The organism is Planococcus glaciei, assembly GCF_900099655.1.
GTDB lineage: Bacteria > Bacillota > Bacilli > Bacillales_A > Planococcaceae > Planococcus > Planococcus glaciei.
Map to the genome: position 1 here is coordinate 34,449 of NZ_FNDC01000009.1, position 23,807 is coordinate 58,255.

Here is a 23,807-nt window from a genome sequence, read left to right on the forward strand (position 1 = left end):
CTTTTCCCTAACGGATGAGCAGGCGCTGTTTTTTTGGGTTTGCTTTTACGGCTGGATCGCCGCTTCGCCTTTGTTGCCGGCGGCGTCGGTGACGATGATGGTTAAGGAATCGGTTTCGGCGTTGAAGTTTTCCAGTTCAACGTTGAATTTTCCGTCTTGTTCCAGGCCGAACGGCACGGCTTCCTGCTCCCCATCGCTGCGGGTCACGACGTACGACGCATTCAGTTTGGCGTTGAGGTCAAACTGCAGGCCGTATTTTGTGAGCTCGGTGTTGTAGGCGAGGTATTTGTCTTCCACTTTGCCGCTGAGTTGATTGCCATTGCGGGCTGCGGTGATTACCGGGTCGGTCGATTTGACGAATACTGGGAACACATTGGCGCCGACAAACGGCGGGCTGGCGGAAGCCGGGATGCCCAGGAAGTCGAACGAGTACATGCCATCCGGAATGGTCGTTTCCGGTGCGCCGGTCCACGGCCGGTATTTGCCGGTGATCGGGATTTTCACTTTGCCGGCTTTCAAGGAATCGGCGGAATGGATATAGCCGATATAGCCGTCTTCAAAGCCGCCGCTTCTCGGGTTCATGATGTCCCAGATTTCGAGCGAATTTTTCGCCAGGGCACCGGTCAAGTTGAACGTGTACTCTGCTTTGTCGTTAAAGCCGTCGCCGTCGAACGACAGATCCATCCCCGTCATTTCGGGCGTCTGGAGTTCGGTCAGGAATTCGCCGCTCAAGTCTGCTGCGAATGGCAAGGACATCGTCGTTGTGCCGTTTGAGATGCGGATCCATCCGATGATTTCATCGCCATAAGCCGCATTGGCATTCTTTGAAGCAGTTAACGTAAGTTTCAGCTCCTGCTGTTTGGACAAGGTAAATGTGGACTTGTCGACCGTGAGTTTGGCGTTCCCCGCTTTTTTCTTCACATCGATCGCCACTTTGTAGTTGCCGCCTTTTCCGGTAATGTCTTTCACCAGGATTTTCTTGGTGGCGGAGATGTTCTTTTGTTTGATGGGCTGCGGACCGAATGTCACGGAGCCTTTCGTGTTGTCCACTTGGGTACCGCTTTGGTTCTGCACAGCTTTGTCCTGGGAATAGGCAAGGGCTGCCGGATGCGCTGCGCCGTAAGCCTGGACGCGTCCCGCACCTTGTGCAAAGACATCGTATTTTGCCGGATCAAGCACTTTCGCCGAGTTCGCCAGCGCCACTTTGATGTCAAACGGTGTCCAGTTTGGATGCGCTTGTTTGATCAAGGCTGCGATGCCGGCAATGTGCGGCGCAGACATCGACGTGCCGGATTCCCGGAAGTAGGCTTCTTTGTAGTCAGCATTTGGGAAATCGGTTTTGTACATCGGTTTTGCCGACAGGATGTTCATGCCGGGCGCCACGACGTCCGGCTTAATGTCGAAGTTCGGCGTCGACGGGCCGCTCGAACTGCTTTCGGCTATGGCGTCGCCTGCTGTGGTCGTTGTTTTGATATTGCTGAATGTGACCGTTCCTTTTTCCTTGGCGAGTGCCAGTCGCAGCGCTTCGCCGTCCGCACGGGACAAATCGAACGCCGGGATAAAGTCGAACGAATCGCCGAAGTAGATGCCCATCGGCCCTTCGCCTTCAAAAGCGTTTCGGATGTTGTGGATCAATACCGCTTTCGCGCCTTGTTCTTTGGCGGCTTTGATCTTATCGGGGAACGGTATTTCACCGCGCGCCACGACGACGACTTTCCCTTTGACGCTCAGCCCTTTGTAGTCCGCGGTCGCGCCGGCTCCCGGAACGGCTGCGAGTTCAAATGTGCCTTTCAACTGTGCGGCCGGGTCTTGTTTCAACGTTGTCGCCATCAGGTTGTGGGCTTTCGCCAGTTTGTGCTTGCCGACGGCGGCGTTGATGGTGCCGCTGTAATGCATTTCCGGCAAGGTTGAATTCCCGACGGCGATGCCGAGGCGCGACGTAGCCGGTGTGCCGATTGAACCGCGGAACAAGCCGTTGTTGCCGGCTGCGGATACGGCAATCGTGCCGCCGAGCATGGCGTTGTTCAGTGCGAACGCCATGGCGTCTGCTTCGGAAGCGTTAAATGCACCGAGCGACAAGTTGATGATGTCCATGTCCTGGATGACCGCTTCTTCAATGCCGGCGAGGATGCTTGAGAATTCACCGCCGGTATAGGCGCCGAGCACCCGGTACGCGTACAAATCGACTTTCGGCGCGATGCCTTTAAAGCCGAAATCGTTGGCGCCGGTTGCGGCAATGATGCCGGAGACGTGTGTGCCGTGCGTTGTCGCGAACGGCATGCCGACTTCATTTTTCTCCGGGGTGGTTTTCGGGCGTTCAGACGGCTTTGTTTCAGAAGCGTCGTCTTTGGCCCGCGGTTTTGCGTACTTCGACGAATGCGGCACAAAGTTGCGGCCGCCTTTGTAGATGCCTTTGAATTCCGGATGGTCCGGGTCGATGCCCGTATCGAGCACCGCGATTTTGATGCCTTTGCCGTCAAGCCCTTCTGCCCACAGTTTGTCGACACCGAGGAACGATGAGCTCGACTTAAACGCGGCAGTGGCGGCAAGCTGTTTCGGCACTTCCGGAATGCTGTCGATGTGGATGTCCGGTTCGATCAACGTAACGCCTTGAATCGCGAGCAGCTTTTTCAGCTCGCCTGCTTTCACCGTCGCCGAAAAGCCGTTCAGGACAGTGTTGTAGGAAAAGCCCTGGGTGACGGACAGCTTTTGCGCCTGGATGGCTCCCTTTACGGACGCCTGCTGGGCGACGACCGCCGCTTTCGCTTCCCCTACTTGTGCGGCGGAAAAGCCTTTGCCTTGTGCCGCCTGGACTCCCTGCTCAAGAGCAACAGGGCGCTCCGACAAATGGACGATGACGCTGACGGTTTTATCAGCCGGCAAGCCTTCCAAGTCTTTATGGAGCTTCGGCCCTCCCTGCAGCAGTTTCGTCTGTTCGGCGATTGCCGAGCGGATTTGGAACTGGCTTTCATTTTGTGCCGGTTTGAAGGGGCTGGTGTCTTTCGCTTGTGTGGAAGCCGGGAACGGGAATAACAGGGACAATACTAGGACAAATGCGAGCAGCGGGCTGAAAACTTTCCAAAACGTCTGTTTCTCCAAAATCAACGTCCTCCTTCGGGTTGCGTTATGTAGGTATCTGAAATATCAGATAGTTAGATTTTAGCACGTTTTTTTGTTAATGGACGTCCTTTTGATAAATAATTACCATATTTGTCAGGAAAGTTGATGGCAGGTGCGATGGCTTTATTCGAAGAAATAAAAAAGCGGAGAAAAGAGTCTTTTCTCCGCCCGGTTAATTTACGGTGCTTGTTTCGTAATCGTGAAGTTGACCGGCGTCCGGTGGCCGGCAATATCTTCCACGACAAGCGTAAATTTATTGGCGCCGTTGTTCGGGACCTGGATCGTTTCGGTGATTGTTTCATCAAACGCCACCATATCGTTCCGGCTCAACGGATGGTAGTAGATTTCGCTGTCGATCAAGTAGACCCGGATCTGGTCGAAATTGTCTTTCACCCGGAACGTGATTTCCGCTTCACCGGTTCCGGCCGGAATGCTTGTCGGCACATCAATGAGCTCAATGCTCGCTCCCACCGTATCGACAAAGATTTGCCGGCGGATTTCCAAATCGTTGCCGGCTGCATCAACGGCTTTCACGGTGATGTAGCGTGAGCCGTCATCGAGCGTCACGGTGTGTTTGAACACCGAGCCGTTGAATTCTCTCGGCGTTTGTCCGTTGACGGTGAGCGATGTGACTTTGGAGGCGTCTTCCACGCGCCCGGTCACTTCAACGGGTTTCGTTTTATGGACCGACAGGACGGCTGGCGTATCGATGAAGATGACCGGTTCGGTTTCATCGGCTACCGGAGCCGGCGTTGCCGTTACGGCGAGCGCCACTTCGGTTTTATTGCCTGCGACGTCGTAGAACACGGCGGTCAGTTTGTCGCTAGCTTTCAGTGCAGCGGTGACGGTGTAGCTTGTCGTGCTTGGTGCCAGCGATTCGTTTTCCGGCGTCGCGGTATTTTCGGTCAGTTCGGTGCCGTTCAAGAACACTTCCCAGCGGTCCGCAGCCGTATTGTCGGTAAAGCTCGCGACTTGCACCGTTTTTGTTTCCGCGTTGAATGTTGCTTTTGCGGCCGGTTTTACGGTGTCGACGATGATCGGGAAATCGACTGCTTGCCATTCCGCCCCATCGTAATCAATGACAGCGCGCAGCTGGATGCGGTATTTGCCGTCCGCTGCCCGTTTGCCTAAGATGTTGCCGTCCCAGGCGTAAGCCGGATTCAAGATATAAGGCGTATTCGGTGCCGTTGCCGAGAAGTTTTTCGACAGTTCCTGGTCGGTTCGGATGGTCCGCAGTTTTTCTCCCGCTTCATTCAAGATGTTCACTTCCAATTGCTTGGCGTTCCGGAGCAGTGAGAATACCGGAATGACGGCATCCTGTACGCCGTCCCCGTTCGGTGAAAAGGCGAAGCGCTCCGGCTGGTAGCCGGTTGAATGGCTGTTGCCGTTCAGGATGTTGCCGGCCGGGTCAACGAGCAGTGTGCGCCCGTAAAACGTATTCGGGTCCCAGGCGAAGCGGTCAAAGATCGGCGCATCGTCCCATTCGCCGTTAAAGCCGAAGTACGGCACGGCGAGCATCGTGTTGCCCGTGACGTCTTCCGCATCATCGGTCAAGGTCACGAAGCCGTCGACAAAATAGCCGTTCGGGAAATTGCTCTCGAGCTGTTCCGCCGCTCCTAAGATATTGACGCTTATCGGGATGTCGACGCTGCCGTTCGCCGGTACGGTGACCGTTTCTGGTGCGGTGATGTCGGCGTCTGCTGTGATATTAAGTGAACCCGTGTCATTCGGCGAAGTGACGACTTTGCCGTTGGCATTGCTCACGGCATCCACTTGGACGTTTATGGCCACTTGGAATTCGGCTGCCTGGCCGGATAAATTGTCGGCGGTCAAAGTCATCGTAAATTGGTCGTTGCTGATTTCTTTGAGAGCTACCGTTCCAAGGCCGGTGATTTTATTCGTCACCATAATGCGAGTGGAGAGTGCATCGTGCAGCTGCATCAGCCCTGCTCCTTGGCGGCGCGGCGATACGAACTGGCCTTCTTTGAATACAACGGGGTTCGCCGTATTCGTCATCAGGTTTTTCGCATAGTCGACGCGGTCGCGGCCGCTAAGATTCAACTCTTTAATGCGTTCAAACAGCAAGGCTGCTCCGCCGGAGACATGCGGCGCGGCCATCGACGTACCGCTCATCAAGCCGTACTTGTCATCGTTGAGCGTTGAGAAGATGTTGCCGCCGGGCGCTGTGATTTCCGGTTTGAAATCGAGGTTCGGCGTCGGTCCCCAAGACGTGAACGCGCTCATTTTGCCGGCGGTTTCGCTCGGTGCATCGAAATACTGGCCGTCAAAGGTCACCGTTACCGGCTGGTTGGCATCAAGCCCTGCTTTCATGGCCAGCCCGACCGATTGCAGCGTCGACATGTATGGAATGGTGATCGCCGGATCGCTTAGCATCGAAACGGTGCCGGTCGTGTTGTTGTAGATGATGACGGCGACCGCCCCCGCTTTTTGAGCATTCAAGCCTTTCTCGGTGAACGGGATTGTGCCCCTGGCGACGAGCGCCACTTTGCCGCTAAAGTCTTTTCCTGCAAAGTCGGCAGGCGTCCCAAGTCCGGCATCCATCACCGGATACGTGTCCTGCGGCAAATCGACCGGATCGGCGTTATTTCCCAGGAAATAAATGCCGCGCTCTGCTTCCCCGTTTGCAATGCGGTAGGCGAAGCTTTGGGCAGTGATGACATCGTTTTCAAACGATGCCACGCCGAGTGAATCCGGCGACACGCTCGGGGATCCGGTCAGTCCGTAGTCCGGGTTTTCTGCAAATGGATTGAAATGCCCCGAGCCGAACAGGTTCGAATTCCCGGCAGAAATGGAAACGAGTATGCCGTTATTGGTGGCGCGTTCCACTGCCTGCTGCTCGGGATCGGTCGAATCAACGAAACCGGCTGTCGCACCGAGCGACATATTGATGACGTCGGCTCCGAGTTTGATGGCATCGTCCATCGCTTTGATGTAAATGTCGCCGTATGTCGAGTTATAGGACGGATCGTTGCCGAATACTTTCAGAGCGAGCAACTGCGTTTCGGGTGCGACGCCGCGGATGCCCCCGTTTTCTTCATTGCCATTGGCGCCGACGGTTCCGGCGACGTGCATGCCGTGCATCGATGCATTCGGGCCAAGGTCGCGGATTTCGTTATTGGCGTCGAAATAGTTGAAGCCGAACGGTACTTTGGCGGTGAAGAACCCTCCGCCTTGCAGCGAACCGTCCGCACGCAGTGCATCCACTTCCGCTTTGGTGATTTCACCGGTGGCGTTGTCGGTCAGGACCATGTCTTTGTGGCCCGGGTCGATGCCGGTATCAATGACGCCGACGACCATCCCTTCGCCTTTAAAGCCGTAATCGTTCCAGACCCTTTGTGCCTGGACAAGTTCTTTGGAGTACTTCATTTCGGGCTTCGGTTCCGGACGCAGGTATTCGGTTGCTTCGTAAACCGCTTTGACACCTTTTTGCTCAGCGATTTTCTCTACTGCGCCGGCTGGGACAATGGCGGAAAAACCGTTAAAGACGGTCGTGAAGTTTTGTTTGTATTTGATTGTTGGAGCGGCTTTCGTGACAGCGGCTTTTACAGTTTTCTGATTGGCTGCGACGGCTGCTTCCAGGTTGTCTTTTGTGGCATTCGGCAGTTCGTTGTACAGAATGCCTTTTTTCGTGGCGCTTTCAATGGCCGGTGCTTTGTCGAGTTCCACGATGATGCGCACTTCTTTCTTCGGCTGCGCGGGCTTCAACAGTTCTTCCGGGACGGTGGCGGGTTTGTCGGGATCCGGGACGCTGGCATTCTGGGGATTGGCGGTTTGGGCGGAGCCGAACGCCATCGAACCCAACACCAGGACAACAATCAGCACAAACATGAATAAGGCCTGCCGGTTCTTCAAGATTTTTCCTCCTTTAAATTAATAGTAATATTTAAAGAAAATTCATAATTTATTGATAACTTTAATTTACCATAGTTATTCATTTATGAGGGTAAAATATCTTGTCGATTTGGATTTTATTTTACATGGGCAGAAAAATACCGTCCGCCTTATGGGGCGAACGGTTTTAGGGGACGATTTGCCGGACCACCGGAATTTTCTGCAGCAGCCGGATGATCAGGAACGACAGGAAGAACAGGATGAGCCAGGTAAGCGGCAGGCCGATCAGGACGCTTCCGGTGTTTTCATTGATATTGAAGAATTTATTCAGGTAGACCTGGAGCAGCGGATGGATGACGTATATGCCGAGCGTCGCGTTGCTCATGCGGGTGATCCAGCGGTTGCGCCCGATTTTCCCGGCGAGGTGCCGGAAGCCGACATAGACAAACAGCGTAATGGCGAGCGTATTCGGCCGGTAATGTTCGTAGTAGAAATCGTCGAATTCGCCATTCTGGTTGGTCAGGCTCAAGGTGCCAAACACGGTGATGAAGTAGCCCGCGAGTGCCAGCAGCGCTAAATGCGGCAGCCGTTTTTTCGGAATCGGGTAATAAAACAGATACGCCCCCAGCATGAAATAGCCGATATACGGTTCGAACAGGCCGGCGGTGATCGCCGGTTCAAAATCGAAATATTTCGGTGCGAACGGCAGGAGGCCGGAAAAGATGAACCAGAACACCAGGAAGTACAGGAAAGTCTTTTGCGTCATGTGGTGGACGAGAATCCGCAGAAACGGCGCCATCAAATACAGGCCGATGATGACGTACATGAACCACAGGTGGTAATAGACGTCGTCGCTGAGGAACAGCTTGATCATTTCCTCCCACGTGTAGGATTCTCCGAGTTCGTAGACATTGTAAGCTGTGTAGACCGCGCTCCAGAATAGGAGCGGGATGAGTGCTTTCGCCAGCCTTCTTTTGAGGAACTCCCCTACCGGTTCATCGGGGCGCCGGGTGAGGAGAAGGGCGCCGCTCAACATGAAAAAGACCGGTACGCACCAGCGGAGAGCCGAGTCGATGGCGTTGGCAAACTGCCATTCCCAGTCCGCCGGCGAGCTGGTATTGATGATTTTCGAACAGACATGGATGCCGACTACGACAAAAATCGAAATCACGCGCAGCCAGTCCATGTAATCGTAACGCTTCGCCATTCTCCGCTGGTCCCCTTTCTTTTTGTGGTGGGCTCTTTAGATGTCCATTCCCCTGCATGTGGAGAATTGAAACTTGCTGGAGGGGTGAGTTGTCACCTTTGGTGCGTGGGTTGCCACCTATTGCGGATGAGTTCCCACCTTTACAGGCTGAATAACTACCTATTGAATGTGAGTTCCCACCTGTTCTTGAAAGTAGCCTCCATCTTGGATATTTTTTCTTTGTCGCTTTTCGCCGGGGCGAAAAGCAGGCAATTAGGGGGTTGGAAGAGTGAGTGATCCTTTGGCTAAGGCGAGTTCCCACGAATCAAGCGTGAGTTATCGCCTATCGCCGCTGAGTTGCCACCCACTCCCGGAAGCAACCCCTCTCTTGGATGTTTTTTCTTTTTCGCTTTTCGCCGGGGCGAAAAGCAGGCAATTAGGGGGGTGGAAGAGTGAGTGATCCTTTGGCTAAGGCGAGTTCCCACCAATCAGGCGTGAGTTCCCACCTTTTGGCGATGAGTTCCCACCAATTCGTGCTGAGTTACTACTTATGGGATATGAGTTGCCACCCACTCCCGGCAGCAACCCCTCTCTTGGATGTTTTCTTCTTTTTCGCTTTTCGCCGGGGCGAAAAGCAGGCAATTAGGGGGGTTGAAAAGTGAGTGATCTTTTGTCTAAGGCGAGTTCCCACGTATCAGGCGTGAGTTCCCACCTTTTGGCGATGGGTTCCCACCCATTCGTGCTGAGTTATCAACTATCGCCGCTGAGTTCCCACCTTATCCATGACAGTTCTCCCTCAATAGAAATCCCTTCTACAAGGCATTCATTGCTTCACAGTAAACACTTTCCTTCTATAGATACTACCTCATTAGCTGCTCGCACAGTTTGTCGAGTTTGGCTTGATTCGCTTTGTCGCGGATGATGCCGATGCCGAGCGCTTCGAGTTTCTCCATATTAAAGGCGTCGGAGTTGTCGATGTGTTCGGTGTCCCGGCCGAGTTCCGCCTGGAAGCGGTAATAGCGCGCTTCGCCGTTTCTCGGCATGACGATTTGCCGGAGCTGGTAGTCGACCGAATCGGAGTTGCCGTCCATCATGATGTTCAGCATACGCCGCGACCAGCCGATATGCCCCCAATTGACCGCTTCCTCGTATGGAATAGGCGCATTCGCTTCCCCGGTGCCGAGCGACACGACGAGAAAATCGGTTTCCTCCTGGAAAATAGCCCGCGCTTCGGCATACGCGCACATCGCCGGGTTATTGGCATAGACGCCGCCGTCGATAAACGCCATGTCCGGCAGGGTTTCGATTTTTTCGGGCGTAAAGTAGGTTGGAGCCGCGGAAGTCGCCCGCGCTACGTCTTTCATCAACACGTCAATCTGCGTCGGGTGCTCGGACGTCACTTTCGCACTCTTGAAAAATTCCGGATTGCGCTTTTCGATTTCATAGGCTGGTATGAGGACGTCCGTCAGCGCATCGGAAATCATGGCATCCCGGAAGTATTTCTCCAGCACAAATTCAATGCCGTCATCCGGATATCTTCTATATACATAGCGTCCTCCGGGGATCCGATACAGAATCGATTTATCAAAAATGATATGGGCGTCTTTTTTAATTAGCTCCGCCAGCCGCTTGGCGGTATACCTTGGCACCAGGTTGTCCGCCTTATGCTGTTCCGGCACGACCAGGCCAAGCGCTAAAATGCCGCCTGCTGAAGTTCCGGAAATCAAATTGAACAATTCACAGATCGGCTTCCCAGTACGCTTTTCGATTTCCACCAGCACAATGGCCGGTATGATGCTGCGCACACCGCCCCCATCGATTGCCAGAATTTTAATCATTGCGTCCTTCCTCCTCCGGTCAATTTTAAATGGAATATTCTGAATAATTAAAGGGTAGTTTATCCGGACCGTTTTGTCAAAAAGCGCTATTTGCTCTTCACAGACTAGAGTTGTAGCAGTAAAAAGCCTACATTATACCAATGTAGAATTTTCAGAATAAAAGACATCTTTTTATGATGTTTATTAATTATTTTAGAAAATAGAAAAAGTTCTTATTTACTTTATTTGTAAATAAAATATTCTCAATATTTAATCATCTGTATAGTTTTTCTGCAAGTTTTATTACTTTTCTGCTTTTTCCTTAAAATAAATTTTAATGTTTTATTAAAAATTTTAGGGCCTTTTTTTGACATAAATCGTCATTATCCGACTTGAAAATGCATTAAACCGAAAAATAAAACCCATTTTTCATATTTTTAAACCTTTTCTCGTTTTTTATAAAGCAGCACAAACCCTTGCGGTTACTGGTTTTATTCTCCAGAAATATTTTTGTTATACATTTGTAATATAACTGCAATCGAATTGACGTTGTTATTAATATGCTCTCCCTTTATAGTAAGTAACAGATTGAACAACAAACTTTAATCCTATTGAAGGATAACAAAAAATGTTAGGAGAAAAACAATGAAAAAATTAGTCTTCACTCTTTTCGCAGCTAGTTCATTGATATTTACTAACTCAGCTGTTGATGCAGAGGCAGCGTTTAACTCAAATACAACTACTACATCGGTGATCGAGTCTTCTCATACAGAACAAACAGCTTCTTTGGAAGTTGAGCCAGTTGCAGCAGCAAAAGCAACTGCTAAAAAAGGCACATTCAAAACAAAATACAATTCCAACATCCGCGTGGATGCTGGCACTAAATATAAAGTTGTAACACTTGCTAAAAAAGGCACAAAAGTTACTGCAACTCACCAGAAAAAAGTCGGTTCTCAAACTTGGTACAAAGTAAAAGCCGGCAAGAAAACGGGCTGGATCCTTAGCTCATTATTGACTTCAACTTCTGCCAAAGTGGTAAAAGCGTCTAACTCAGCTTCCAACTCTGGTGTTGTTTCAGCAGCATTGTCTCTTAAAGGCATTCCTTACAGATTCGGCGGCACGACAACTAGCGGATTTGACTGCAGCGGATTCACGCAATATGCATTCAAAAAAGCTGGAAAATCGATTTCACGCACAACTGGCACTCAGTTTGCACAGTCAACAACAGTAAGTTCACCGGTACCTGGAGACTTGATCTTCTTCGCAAACACGTATAAAGCTGGAATCTCACATGTTGGGATCTACATCGGCAACGGCCAATTCGTCCATGCCGGCGGTTCTAAAGCTGAAGTGAAAAGCGTCAACGACCCATATTGGGGCAAGAAATTCCACAGCTACAAACGCGTAAACTAATTTAGATAATGAAGCACTCCAGTCTGTTGACTGGAGTGCTTTTTGTTTAGCTGTCATTGCCGGATTTTGCTGAACGTGCAAAGAAACGTCTTAAGCGCGCATATATCTCCGTGAGCGCGCATATTTTCTGCTGGACGCGCATAAAATTTTCTAAACGTGCATAACTTCTCCTGTAAAGGATTTAATCAACGATTGCCAAAAGAAATTGCGCTTTTCGTAGGCGAAAAGCAGCTAACCACATTTCAACTTTCTTCTATATAAATAGAGAACACAAAAAATCCATCTTCGCACTGTGCGAAGATGGATTTCTTGTTTTATTTGCTGACCATGTTGTTGATCTGGTAATCGCCGAATTCATCGATGACGACGGTGTAAATTGTCGTTTCGCTTTCGGTGTAGGTCTGGTTGGTCGCTTTGTCGTGGTACATGTATTCAGCTGTTGCTTCGACGGTGGACTCTTCATCACCGATTTCTACGTTGAGGATGTCGACTTTATTGACGTTATAGACTTTATTGGCGTCTGTGCGCGCTTCTACGCGCTTGATGCCTTCTGTCTCCCCTTCACTGCCTGGCAGCAGGTACGACTGGTAGTACGTCAATTCCGGCTCGTTCAGCGAGTACGGGATTAACTCGTAGTACGACTGGATGAACGTGCCGAGCAGTTCTTTGTCAAAATAGGCATCTTTGACGTCCGGCAGCACGACTTCATCGTCGTATTCAATCGGATTGGCCACCCAGGCGTTCACTTCGTCCAGCACTTTGTAAATCGGAAGGGCGTAGCCGGTTTCCGGGCTGTCTTCCAGGATGATCGAGTTGATGCCTAGGACTTGTTCGTTTTCGGTGTCAATCAATGGGCCGCCGCTGGAACCTTTTTTCAGGATGGCGGTGCTTTCAATCATATTGGTGTATTCGTAGGCGTCGGAAAAGCTGGCGCCGGTTGCGGTGACTTCGCCTTCCGTTGCGGTGTTTGCCTGGTCTTGCGGAGATCCGATGGCAACGACATTCGTACCCACTTCCGGATCTTTAGAAGCCATTGGCATCGGCGTTTTGCCGGCCAGTTCCTTCACGCGTACGAGCGCAACGTCTTCCGTTTCCGAAATGCCGATGACATAGCCGTTGAATTCCTGGCCGTCACTGTTTTTCAGCGTCACATAGGACGCGTCTTTGACGACATGGGCATTGGTGAGGACATCGCCTTGTTCGTTAAATAAGAAGCCAGAGCCCTGCTCCAGGTCCGTATAGAGCGTATAGACATGCGTCTTGGCGTTGGCAATCATCAGTGACAGGTCTTTTTCCGGCGCTTCGACCGGCTCTTCCGGCGTGATCACGACGGGTTCTTCTTCTACTATGATTTCTTCAGCCGGTTCTTCTGCAGGTTCTTCTTCCCGGTGGTCTTCCACCGTGCCTTCCGGCGGCGCCGGTTCAACCGGTTTTTCGACCGGATTTGCCTGGAACCCGGAATAGCTTTTGCCTACAAAGGCTTCTTGTTGGCTGCCTGCCGTTGATGACGCAGTGCTTCCCGGCTGTGCAACAAGGAAATAGCTGCCGACGGCGACAGCTCCCAGCAACATCAGAAACAGGACGGAAATCAACAAACGTTTTTTAGTTTTTGCAGCCGAGCTGCGTTGTACTCTGCGGTTGTCCATAAATTCAACTCACTTCTTTGGATAGTATTTATATAAGACGAAAAAGACGGAGATTGGTTACAGGAAATGGCAGGAAATTTGAACAAGTGCCAGGCACACGCACAACTTCTGCACAATTCTTTCTTATTATAGCAAGCCGCACGGAAAAGTTCCGCTTCGAAGGGGTTTGAGGCAAAAGAAAAAAACCGGGAAAGGATTCCCGGTTTTTGGGTGCAGCATTATTTCAATAGGTCCAGCTTATCAAGGCCGCGGTAAAGGACAACTGCCGTTTCCGCACGTTTGATTTCTGCAGTCGGTTCAAACATATTGCCTGAACGTCCGTTGATCAATCCCAGTTCTGCAGCTTGAGCGACAGCTTTCTTCGCATAGTCAGCCGTTTTTGATGCATCTTTAAAGTTGTTCGTGCCGTTTACGCCTTTTAGAAGATCCGCATTTTCAAATTCAATTGTACGGATCATCATGACAGCCGTATCCTGGCGGGAAATGTTCGCTTTCGGATTGAATTTCGATCCGCCAACGCCATTGATCAAGCCGGCTTTAGCCGCTGCTTCGATTTCTTTGTGTGCCCAGTGTTTAGCCGTTACATCGGCAAATGTGCCTTTGTGGTTTTCAAGCGGCAAGTCAAGTGCACGCACGAGCAATACAGCCATTTGTTCACGCGTCAATTTGCTTTCAGGCGCAAACAATGTTGCTGTTTTCCCTTGGATGATGCCGCGTGACGCCAATTCTTCGATTTCCTTTTTAGCCCAGTGGGTTTGGATATCAGAGAACGTTACGACTGCTTTTGCTTCTTTTGTAATCGTGAATGTTTTAACTGTCTCGTGCCCAGCTGCATCCTTGATCACAAATTTGTATTCATTTGCTCCTTCTTCCGTGACAGGAACTTTGAACGTAATGTCCTGGTTGAATGATTTCGCTCCGTATGGCTCAGAAAGTTCTTTTCTGAATACTTCGCTGTCGTACAAGTAAGCGTAGATCTGATCGAAGTTGTCTTTTACGTTGAACGTAACTTCCACTTCTTTCTGGTCATGCTTCACTGTAGTTGGAACTTTCACGTCTGTGATGGTTGCCGGTTTTGAATCTACCAGTACCTGGCGGCGAAGTTCCATTTCGTTGCCGAACTCGTCAACCGCTTTAACGGAAACGTGCTGTGAACCGTCTGGCAATTTGACGGTGTGCTTGAATTTCGTGCCGTCAAACTCAGCCGCTTTCTCGCCGTTCACTGTGAGAGATACGATTTTCGAAGCATCTTCTACTGTTCCGGATACGACAACTTCGTTTGTTTTATGGAAAGAAAGGACGCCCGGCGAATCAAAGAAGATAACCGGTTCTGTTGTTTCAGGAGTAGCGACTGAAAGAGCCACTTCTGTTTTATTGCCAGCTGTATCGTAGAATACCGCTTTCAGGTCATCGCCTTTTTTCAGCTCCGGTTTCACCGCAAAGCTCGTTGTTGCAGGAGACAACGATTCAACTGTTGCTGCAGTTGCAGCATTGTCAGTAATCGCTACGCCGTTCAAGTAAACTTCCCAGCGGTCTGTCGCGATATTGTCCGTGAAGCTTGCCACGTCAACCGATTTTGTTGCTGCGTTGTATTTCGCTTGTGCTTCCGGTTTCACTGTGTCGATTTTGACCGGGAACTCGACTGTCTGCCATTCAGCGCCTTCGTAGTCGATGACTGCGCGAAGCTGAATCTGGTAGTCGCCGTCTTTTGCCAATTTGCCCAATACTTTTCCGTCCCATGCGTTAAGCGCTGTGAACGTGTACGGCAAGTTTGGTGAAGTTGCTGAGTAATGCTTGGTGAAATCAGTTCCTGTACGGATCGTACGCAGTTTGTTGCCTGCTGCATCCAATACATTCACTTCAAAACGCTTCGCATTGCGGAGCAATGAGTAAACCGGGATGACCTGGTCTCTTGATCCGTCACCGTTTGGAGAAAATGCGAATTTCTCTGGCACAAAGTCTTTTTCGTGCGTACCGCCGTCAATAAAGCTGCCTTTTTCATCCGCCAACAGCGTCATGCCGTAGAATGATTCTTTGTCCCATGCTACTTTGTCGATGACATTGGCATCGTCCCAGCCGCCGTTAAAGCCGAAGAACGGAACGTTCAAGCGCGGGTTGTTCGTCACATCTTCGTTGTCGTCATCCAAAGTAACGAAACCGTCAACGAAATAGCCGTTTTTATAGATTGCATCAAGTTCTGCATCCAAAGCAGCCGGAATTTCAACTGTTACGGGAATATCAATTGTTCCATTTGCAGGAACTGTTACGGTTTCCTGAGTCGAAATGGTTACGTCTTTCGTGATGTCAACTGAACCCAACACGTTTGGCGCATTGACTACTTCGCCAGTCGTAGTTTGAGCCGGCTCGTCAACCAGGACACTCAGGTCGACATTGTATTCCACTGCTTCGTTCGAGAAGTTTTCAGCAGTCAATGTGAACGTCAATTTATTGTCGACTTCTTTCAAAGCCACTTTTGCTTCGTCTGTTCCTTTGTTCGTTACAATGACGTCCGTTGAAAGAGCATCATGCAATTGCATCAATCCTGCCCCTTGGCGGCGCGGTGACACGTATTCGCCTGCTTGCAATTCAACCGGATCCGCTGTGTTCATGATCAGGTTTTTCGCCATTTGGACGCGCTCTTCGCCGTCAAAGCCAAGTTCGTTCAAACGTTCGAATACTAGTGCCGTACCGCCGGCTACGTGAGGAGCTGCCATGGATGTACCGCTCATCAAGCCGTATTCATTGTCGTTCAATGTCGAGAAGATGTTGCCGCCTGGAGCTGTGATTTCCGGTTTGAAATCAAGGTTTGGCGTTGGCCCCCAAGACGTGAAATCGCTCATTTTTCCAGCTGACGGGTTCTGCGTTTCCAAATATTGTCCGTCAAATGATACTGTTACCGGGTCGCCTGCTGCCAATTCCGCTTTCATTGCCAAGCCGTCTGATTGAAGAGCCGACATGAAAGGAATCTTGATGGCTGGATCTGACGCCATGCTGATTGTACCTGTCGTGTTGTTGTAGACGATAACCGCTGCTGCGCCTGCTGCTTGGGCGTTTTTGCCTTTTTCAACGAAGTTGATTTCTCCGCGGGAAACAAGCGCCACTTTCCCAGTCAAGTCTTTGCCAGCGTAATCAGCTACTGTACCTAAACCGGCATCCACTACTTCATACGAAGCAGCCGGCAAGTCGCGTGGATCCGCATCGTTTGCCAACAAGTACAAGCCGCGTTGTTGAGCAGCGTCGATGGAATATCCGAAGCTAAGCGCCGTAATCACGTCGTTTTCAAAAGAAGCGACGCCGAATGAATCTTCAGAAACACTTGGAGAACCGGTCAAGCCGTAATCCTGGTTGGCCACGGACGGGTTCGCATAGCCGGAACCGAACAAGTTCGAGTTCCCTGCAGAAATGGAAACCAAAATGCCGTTTTCTGTCGCGCGTGAAACTGCTTCTTGTTCTGGGTTTGAAGAATCCACGAATCCGGCAGTAGAACCCAGTGACATGTTGATGACATCAGCGCCAAGCTTGATGGAATCGTCGATCGCTTTGATGTAGATATCGCCATATGTCGACGGGTATTTCGGATCGTTTCCGAATACTTTCAGCGCCAAGACTTGCGCTTCCGGAGCAACCCCTTGGATGCCGCCGTTTTCTTCATTGCCGTTTGCCACTACGGTACCGGCAACGTGCATGCCGTGCATCGAAGCATCCGGACCCAGATCCAGGATTTCATCGTTGCCGTCCATATAGTTATAGCCGAATGGCACTTTTGCTGTGAAGTATTTCCCGTTATCAAGGGACTTATCCGCAAGAAGCCCATCGACTTCCGATTTTGTGATGGCGCCTGTAGAATCATCAGTCAATACCATGTCCTTGTGGCTTGGATCAACTCCGGTATCGATGACGCCGATGACCATTTCTTCACCCGTGTAACCGTAATCATTCCAGACTTGCTGTGCTTGCACCAATTCTTTTGAATACTTCATCTCCGGTTTTACTTCCGGACGCTGGTATTCGGTTGACTCGTAAACGGCTTTGACGCCGTTCAAGTTGGCGATTTTTTCAACTTGTCCGGCTTCCACGGTCGCAGAGAAGCCGTTGAAGACAGTCGTGAAGTTTTCTAGATAAGTAATTTTAGGCGCCACTTGGGCAATGCTTGCCTGCACAGATTTCTGGTTGCTTTCAACTGCACTTTCCAGGGACGCACGCTGAGTTTCAGGGAGGCTCTTATATAAAACACCTTTTTTCGTTGCTTCTTCAATGGCCGGCGCTTTTTCAAGCTCGATGATTACACGAACTTCTTCCTTCGGGCTTTCCGGATTCACAAATTTAGCCGGTAGATTAGCTGCCGGTTTTTGCGTATCCAATGTCACCATGTTGATCGGGCTTGTGTTGGCCGCTGATACATTTCCAGCGCCGTACCCCGCAGAAGTCAATGCCAGAACAGCTGTCATTGTCACTACGGAAAGAGATTTTAACTTTTTCAAACTTTTTCCCCCTCAGGTCTTTTTTTGCAATTACAACAATTGTTGCAATTGCGTAACAACTTAAATTTACCATATTATTTCGAGAATGCAAATAATTTTCAGATACTTTTAACTCTTTTTTTGGAATTACATTACATATTTTTATGTATCAGTGTTCTTTTGGCTCATAGGTCCTTTGTTTTGCTTAGGTTATTCCTGCCGGTTCCTAGTATGCACAAAATTCCACTGTCCTTTGCTGGGGTGTGGCGGAGTACGAGGGCAATTTAAGGAAAAATAAAAAAGCATCCGCCGGAGCGGATGCTTTGGATCTTACTTTTTCGCTTGCCCTTTGTTTGTCACGACCGTGTAATTGCCGAATTCGTTAATGCTTAGTGTGAAGATGCTGCCATCCAATTTCCCTTGGATGATTTTCCATTTGCCTTTGGCATCTTCGCGTGCGCCGAATTGTACTTTAACGTCGGTTGTGTCAAAACTCAAAATCACGCTTGAAGTGAATTTCACTTCAACTTCCTTGCCTTCAGCGTCTGTAATGGTGAAGTCAATCTGGTCTGCCAGTGCCGGGCGGCCGTCTACTGCTGCCGCGTCGTCCACTGCAAGTTCCAAGTTGAATCCTTCGCCTGCCGCATCAGCAAGCTGCTTCAAGTTCTCAGTCGAAAGCGTCAAGTCTGCAGCCGGAAGATCGATCAACAAATCTTTGCCGCTTGCAATGAGTTTATCCACCGTGCCTTCAGAGAAACTGATATCCAGCGTGCCGTCAGCATCAAATTCGCCTGTCTCAAGGACGGCTGTTTCGCCTGTCATGTCGGGATCCGCTTCCTGCTCACCTGGTACAACTGGATCCGCGAAAGTGATTTGTGCCAAAAGCGGATCGTGGTCAGACGCGCGGCCATGCTGTTCCATGAACATCGCATTGATGTGGACCATATCCAATTCTGTTTTGGCTGCCAAGTTGTTGGTCACAAGCAAATGGTCAAGCACTTGTGAGTTGCCTTGGTAGTAATAAGAGAAGCGATCGTCCAAAGGTACATCTTCGACTTTATTCGTCAAGATGCCGCCTTTTAATGCATCAAGAGCCGGTGTGAATTCGAAATCATTCATGTCGCCCGCAACAATGACGTTCAAGTCAGGGTTTTGTTCTAGCCCTTCTTGGATAAAGCCGTTGATCGCTGTAGCCAGTTCAATTCGTTCTGCCACTGAGCCCAGGAATGGCGGCTGGTTCTTGCCGAACAAGCCCTGGTCTCCGCCTTTTGAGTTCAAGTGGGAGCCGATTACGACAATCTGCTCGCCTTGGAATTCAAATTGCGCTGCTACGGGTTTGCGTGTACCCGGCATCGGAATCGGCTGCACGCGTCCTGGGTTAAGCGACAATTCGCCGTTTACCCATTCTACGTCCTCTGTCGCTGTTCCCTTTGTGCCTTCAGAAAGTGTTACGCGTTCCGGATTATAAAGGAAACCGACACGGATGTTCCCGCCTGGCTCTCCTCCGTCTTTATTGTACTCTGGCGCAATGTCCGTCCATTTATAAGTCGGTCCGCCTGCTGCTTCGATTGAAGCAATAAGCCGCTCATAACTTGCTGTTGCATCAGAGTTGCCAGATGCAATCGGGCCATCGTTGTCTTGCACTTCGACCATTGTGATAATGTCCGGCGAGTTTAAGTCTTTCACAAATGATTCACCTACACGCGCCGCTTTTTCATTGCTCGTGTGGCTCGGGTCTGCAGAGAAGTTCTCTACATTGTATGAAGCAACTGTCAATTTGTCTTCTGCTTTTTGGATCCAAGTTTGTTCCGGCTTGGTGCCGCCGTCAACAATTGCCGGCAGTTCGTTTGGATTTGTCCAGATCTGGTAGTTTCCGAAGCCGTAGCCAAGGACACCGACTGGCGCTTCAGCAAATGTGTCGCCTGATTTTGCGATGACACCTTCACCTGTTGAAACGGTAATGCGTTCCGGGTTGTAATCATCTTCAGCGATCAAGATGCCGCCCAGTTTGTGGAATTTATTGTTTGTCGCGTTTTTCGATACGACAAACACTTCGCCGTAATCCTGCGGCCCGACGATTTGAGCATCAGCGACGCCAACGCGCATCAATTCAAGCGATTCCCAGAAATCAACACCGTCTTCTTCCGGATTGAATTGGGTCAATCCGTCATTGTCGATGTTCTTCGTCGGCGGGAAAACGTCCTTGCCAATCATTAATGGAGCAGGAAGTTCGGCCGTACCGGTTTTCACAACTTCCGTCGAGCGGATGCGTGTAAGCGGGAGGTCGTTGTCTTTCATGTCGGAATAGCCTTTATAGAACCATTCTTCCACTGTACCGGCAACCGTTACCACATCGCCCACCTTGAAAGAACTGCTCGCACTTGAGCGGTTGACGATAATGGCTTCAGACGTTTTCCAGTCGCTGTCTGCGTTCGGATCTTGAATCACAAAGTTTGCGCCGTTGTAGAAATGCGTGATGACGCCAGTGATTTCATTCACTGTCACATTTTCGTAGTTGGTGAAATGCTTTTTGCCCTGGATATCACGGATTTTCAGGTCCGCTGTTTTCAGGACGGTGTATTCAAATGTGAAGACTTCCGATGTTTCGGCGCCAATTGCGATGGCTTTGATCACCGCGTCTTCAGTTAGCGTAATCGGACCTGTGTATTTTGTGCTTGCAGCTGTTGGTGCTGAACCGTCAAGCGTGTAGTAGATGGCTGCATCTTCCCAGCCAGATGCCAGGGTGATTTTCGTCCCTTGGGAAACGACGCCCGGGAAGACATCTGCATAGACCGCCGGTTTGTTGACCAGGTCAAAACTTTCGATGCCGAGCGTTTTCACTTGGTAGGTGTCATTGAATTTCGAGGCAATCCCCGAAACATGGACCAGATCGCCTTCTTTGTATTGTTGAAGAAAGCGCTCGTACGTCAGTCCGTTGCGGTTGTCGTTGCGAATGACGACGGTTTCGCCGTTTTCAGCTTTCGCTGTAAATTCGAACGTGCCGAAGTTGTTGACTGCGGCAAGGCCTGTGATTGCAACATTTTTCAGTTCAATCAATTCGCCTTGTGTTTCTTCATTAACTCCGGCTGGTGTGATGGTTTGCACCGCTGGAAGTTCGTTGTTTGAAGAAATTACTTCTATAGTAGTGGGCTGCAATTGAAGCTCACCCGAATAAGCGGATACGGTACCAATCAGGCGCACATTGTCGCCAGGCGCTACTTTAGCGCTTGTGGTATAGACGTAGATTCCGGCTGTCTCGTCCTGGATATAGAATGCGTTGCCGCCCCAGAATCCAGTGCCGGTGGTTACGGTGCCTTCAACTTGGATCAGTTCACCCGGCATGGTGCGTGCTTTAGCCAGCGTATCGACTGCTGTCGGTTCAGGCGGTGCCGGTGGTTCTTCGCCTGCGGAAATAATGGTGTATGCAGTTGGCGATTTAAGTCCTGGCATACTGAAGTATGCTTCAAGTTTACCAGTAATCGTTATTTGCGCTTTAAAATTTGTTGGATTATCCACAAGATTCAATCCTGCACGGACAGCGCCTGATGGCAACTGAACTGGCAAAATCTTCGCAGGATTCGTTTCATCCGGCGAATCCGCCAAGCCGACATTTGTTGCAATTGTAAAAGGAACTTCTTGATCATAGTTCGTGCCGCTCACAGCTGCTCCGACAATATATCCTTTCACCGTCGCTGTTCCGGTATTATTAGCAATTGCATCTGCCACCGTAATCGGTTCTGCAGCATCAGCTTGCGCCATATAAGGGAAAACGGCGGACAAAATCAGTAAAAGACTTAAAAAGATCTTACTGAAAACACTCTTGGTCAAATTACTCCACTCCTTGGATTTTTTTGAGGTGCAGGATTAATTATACATTTCGATTGTAAGCGCTACATTAAGAATTTGTAATAATTCAAAATCATTGCCCTTTTGATATGTGTATGTGTTAAAAAATTGAAAATATCACGAAATTAGTTTTACGTTTTATACAGGTTCAAAAAAGAGAGTGCGCACGAAGCATGCACACTCTCTCTACTTAATTCATTATCGCACCGCTTTTACCAGATGGACTCTGCCCATTCCGGATGGTCAACGAACGGATTGCGGTTTCCTTGGAAATCTTCAATTTTTTCGTTGCGCTGCTTTTCCCAAGTGCTGACCGGATCTTGTGCATGCCATTGAAGCAGAACGGATAATTTTCCGTGGTACGGCGCAGTTCCGTTGTTCAATACATTGTTCAATTCCAAATCTACAGGATCACCCGGCTCGTAGCGGACAGCCATGTAAAACAGCATGCGGGCCACATCGCCTTTTACGTTGTTCGGCGGCTCCCAGGAAGTGGATGTGCGCAAGCAGCCGGTGCAGCCGCTCACTGTGCTGCCGCCGTAGTCAAAGTCCAAATTGCCGCGCAGTCCGTTGATCTGCACATCGCTCGGACGCACATGATGGATATCGGTTCCTGCCCCGTTGCTTGTTCCGAAATCGCCGTGCGATTTCGCCCATGTGTGTTCACGGTTCCAGTCGCCGATATCTCCGCCGTTCAACGATTTCGAACGGGATTCGCCGGTGTAAAGCAAAATGACGTTATTCGGATTGTTCGGGTCTTCATCGGTCACCTTGAGTGCATCCCATACAGCTGAATAGCTGAGCTGTTTGTGGTCGTCGATGATTTCGTGGAGCTCTGCTTTTAATGCCGCACCTTGAAGTCCTGCCGCTGTTGCGTAATAGCCATCCGTACTTGGAGCAGCCGCCGTGACTGTGACGGAGAAGGATCGGGTGATGCTTTGGCTGCCGTCGCTTGCCGTCACACCGACAATATGCGTGCCTTCAGCAAGTTTCAATGTCAGCGTAGAACCGGAAATCGTCCCTTTCGTTGCAGTAAAGGAGAGTGTCTGCCCTTCCGGATCTGAGAAATAATTGCGCAGATCGTATTGAAGTGTTGCGCCCGCCTGCACTTGTTCATTGGCAAATGCCTTTATCGCAACCGGCGCTCCGTTCGGCGCGGTCACGCTGCCATTCATCACATGCGCTCCGAGTTTGCTGAACGTATCCGTCGGATAAGTTGTCCACTGGGTCGAGGGAGTGAACGCATCGTTAATGATGCGGTCGCCTGAAGCCACAGCTGCATTCCGCACCAAGGTAAGGTCCGCCAGATTGTTGACAAGCTTCCCTGTCTGGCCAACAGAATCGATGGCGGTGCCCGATTTCTCCAACACCAAGGCATCATCTCCGTTGAAATTGATGACGCTGTCGCTCCGCAAATCGCCTTGGGCTTTGATGGCTGTTCCGGCGCTGCCGTTGTAGACGACAAAGGTTTCGCCGTTTGCGAGGGTACCAGCCAGATTCACTTTACTTTGGGGAGAGGTGCTGCCATTTGAATACAAAGACAGCGAATAGGAACTTAAATTCACCGCAGCCCCTGTACCGTTATAAAGCTCGATTGCTTTGTTCATGCTGCTGCCTTCGATGTATTCGGAAATAAAGAGATCGCTTGCGGTGGTTGCCGCTTCGGCAGTTGTTGCACCAGTCGGCATCCAGAGGCCTGCCGCCATTCCGATGGATAACAGGACTTTCATGGGCTTGCTCCATTTTTTCTTCGCCATTTACTTTGTTCCTCCCCGTTTCTAATTGCTTGGTGCAGTCGAACAGATACTGGATTAAACTTGTTAAATAATAATTGTAAATTATTTACTTTAAAATATAATAATTTACAATTATTATCTACTGACTATTCAAACTTTATAGAACGAAGGGCCATCCGTCAATATCCTTGGAAAAGAGTTACATAAATTTAATAATCGGAACGAATCTAAAAAGCCTCCTGGCCCAATTCGGGGCCAGGAGGCTTCTTTATTAACTATTAATGCTTCGCATCAGCGTTCGCAGGCAATCAAATCTTTGTCGCGGTCGCTTTTCTTGTTTGCATCATATAAAGCTTGGGAAACAAATGGTTTGTACTTTGTTTTTCCGCCTTTGTTCTTCACTTTTGAAGAGCGGGCAATGCCTCCTGCATAGACCTTGTTGATCTCTGTGCAGTTTTTGTACGTCTTCGCTTTTGTTCCTGCAGCATCTGCTGGCATTGGCGCTGCGCTGAACGTGAAACTGAGCGCCACCATCAATGACATGACTGCAAAACTAAGTTTTTTCATGAATTCTGCCCCTTTTCTTCGACTAGTTCTCCTTGCATCCCTTGCCAACAATTTAAGTTTTGCACTTTGCAAATATCCATATATTGTTAGCTAATCCAGTATAGCAGGTATTTATTTCAGCGCATATAGGATGTAAAAATAATATCCTTCTTGGTGCCAGCTGC

At 49.9% G+C, this 23,807-nt stretch carries 10 protein-coding genes; 1 reads left to right on the forward strand and 9 read right to left on the reverse strand.

Going from position 1 to position 23,807, the window contains the following annotated elements:
- Window positions 1–45: 45 nt before the first annotated feature.
- From BLQ32_RS11730 to BLQ32_RS11750, 4 genes are all read right to left on the reverse strand, one after another.
- Window positions 46–3,099 (reverse strand): S8 family serine peptidase, encoded by a 3,054-nt coding sequence (locus tag BLQ32_RS11730; protein WP_074510472.1) that lies wholly within the window; start codon window positions 3,097–3,099, stop codon window positions 46–48.
- A gap of 198 nt (window positions 3,100–3,297) precedes the next feature.
- Window positions 3,298–6,993 (reverse strand): S8 family serine peptidase, encoded by a 3,696-nt coding sequence (locus tag BLQ32_RS11735; protein WP_244890353.1) that lies wholly within the window; start codon window positions 6,991–6,993, stop codon window positions 3,298–3,300.
- A 166-nt stretch (window positions 6,994–7,159) separates the two neighbouring features.
- Window positions 7,160–8,179 carry an acyltransferase gene (locus tag BLQ32_RS11740; protein ID WP_074510473.1) on the reverse strand — a complete coding sequence of 340 codons (1,020 nt, stop codon included), beginning with the start codon at window positions 8,177–8,179 and terminating at the stop codon, window positions 7,160–7,162.
- Between the two features lie 839 nt (window positions 8,180–9,018).
- The gene (locus tag BLQ32_RS11750; RefSeq protein WP_074510475.1) at window positions 9,019–9,996 is read right to left on the reverse strand and encodes a patatin-like phospholipase family protein; all 978 of its coding nucleotides are present in this window, start codon (window positions 9,994–9,996) and stop codon (window positions 9,019–9,021) included.
- Between the two features lie 624 nt (window positions 9,997–10,620).
- On the opposite strand from BLQ32_RS11750, the gene BLQ32_RS11755 reads away from it, so the two are divergent.
- A complete protein-coding gene (locus tag BLQ32_RS11755; protein WP_074510476.1) occupies window positions 10,621–11,388 on the forward strand; it encodes a C40 family peptidase in 768 nt (255 codons plus the stop codon).
- 314 nt (window positions 11,389–11,702) lie between these two features.
- Here the strand turns inward: BLQ32_RS11755 and BLQ32_RS11760 are convergent, their stop codons facing one another.
- The 5 genes from BLQ32_RS11760 to BLQ32_RS11785 all read right to left on the reverse strand — a co-directional run bounded on the left by BLQ32_RS11760 (window position 11,703) and on the right by BLQ32_RS11785 (window position 23,619).
- Window positions 11,703–13,034, reverse strand: a complete 1,332-nt coding sequence (locus BLQ32_RS11760; protein WP_074510477.1) for a trypsin-like peptidase domain-containing protein — start codon at window positions 13,032–13,034, stop codon at window positions 11,703–11,705.
- 218 nt (window positions 13,035–13,252) lie between these two features.
- Window positions 13,253–17,515 (reverse strand): S8 family serine peptidase, encoded by a 4,263-nt coding sequence (locus BLQ32_RS11765; protein ID WP_074510478.1) that lies wholly within the window; start codon window positions 17,513–17,515, stop codon window positions 13,253–13,255.
- A gap of 309 nt (window positions 17,516–17,824) precedes the next feature.
- Window positions 17,825–21,322 (reverse strand): DUF6359 domain-containing protein, encoded by a 3,498-nt coding sequence (locus BLQ32_RS11770; protein WP_074510479.1) that lies wholly within the window; start codon window positions 21,320–21,322, stop codon window positions 17,825–17,827.
- A gap of 230 nt (window positions 21,323–21,552) precedes the next feature.
- Entirely contained in the window at window positions 21,553–23,097 is a 1,545-nt protein-coding gene (locus tag BLQ32_RS20040; protein WP_244890354.1) for an endonuclease, read from the reverse strand.
- 270 nt (window positions 23,098–23,367) lie between these two features.
- The gene (locus BLQ32_RS11785; protein ID WP_425312166.1) at window positions 23,368–23,619 is read right to left on the reverse strand and encodes an excalibur calcium-binding domain-containing protein; all 252 of its coding nucleotides are present in this window, start codon (window positions 23,617–23,619) and stop codon (window positions 23,368–23,370) included.
- Window positions 23,620–23,807 lie beyond the last annotated feature (188 nt).

Bases quoted from the DNA above. Each gene is read 5' to 3' on its own strand.
- BLQ32_RS11755 (WP_074510476.1), top strand. From the start codon at position 10,621: ATGAAAAAATTAGTCTTCACTCTTTTCGCAGCTAGTTCATTGATATTT.
- BLQ32_RS11760 (WP_074510477.1), bottom strand. From the start codon at position 13,034: ATGGACAACCGCAGAGTACAACGCAGCTCGGCTGCAAAAACTAAAAAA.
- BLQ32_RS11750 (WP_074510475.1), bottom strand. From the start codon at position 9,996: ATGATTAAAATTCTGGCAATCGATGGGGGCGGTGTGCGCAGCATCATA.
- BLQ32_RS20040 (WP_244890354.1), bottom strand. From the start codon at position 23,097: ATGGCGAAGAAAAAATGGAGCAAGCCCATGAAAGTCCTGTTATCCATC.
- BLQ32_RS11785 (WP_425312166.1), bottom strand. From the start codon at position 23,619: ATGTCATTGATGGTGGCGCTCAGTTTCACGTTCAGCGCAGCGCCAATG.
- BLQ32_RS11740 (WP_074510473.1), bottom strand. From the start codon at position 8,179: ATGGCGAAGCGTTACGATTACATGGACTGGCTGCGCGTGATTTCGATT.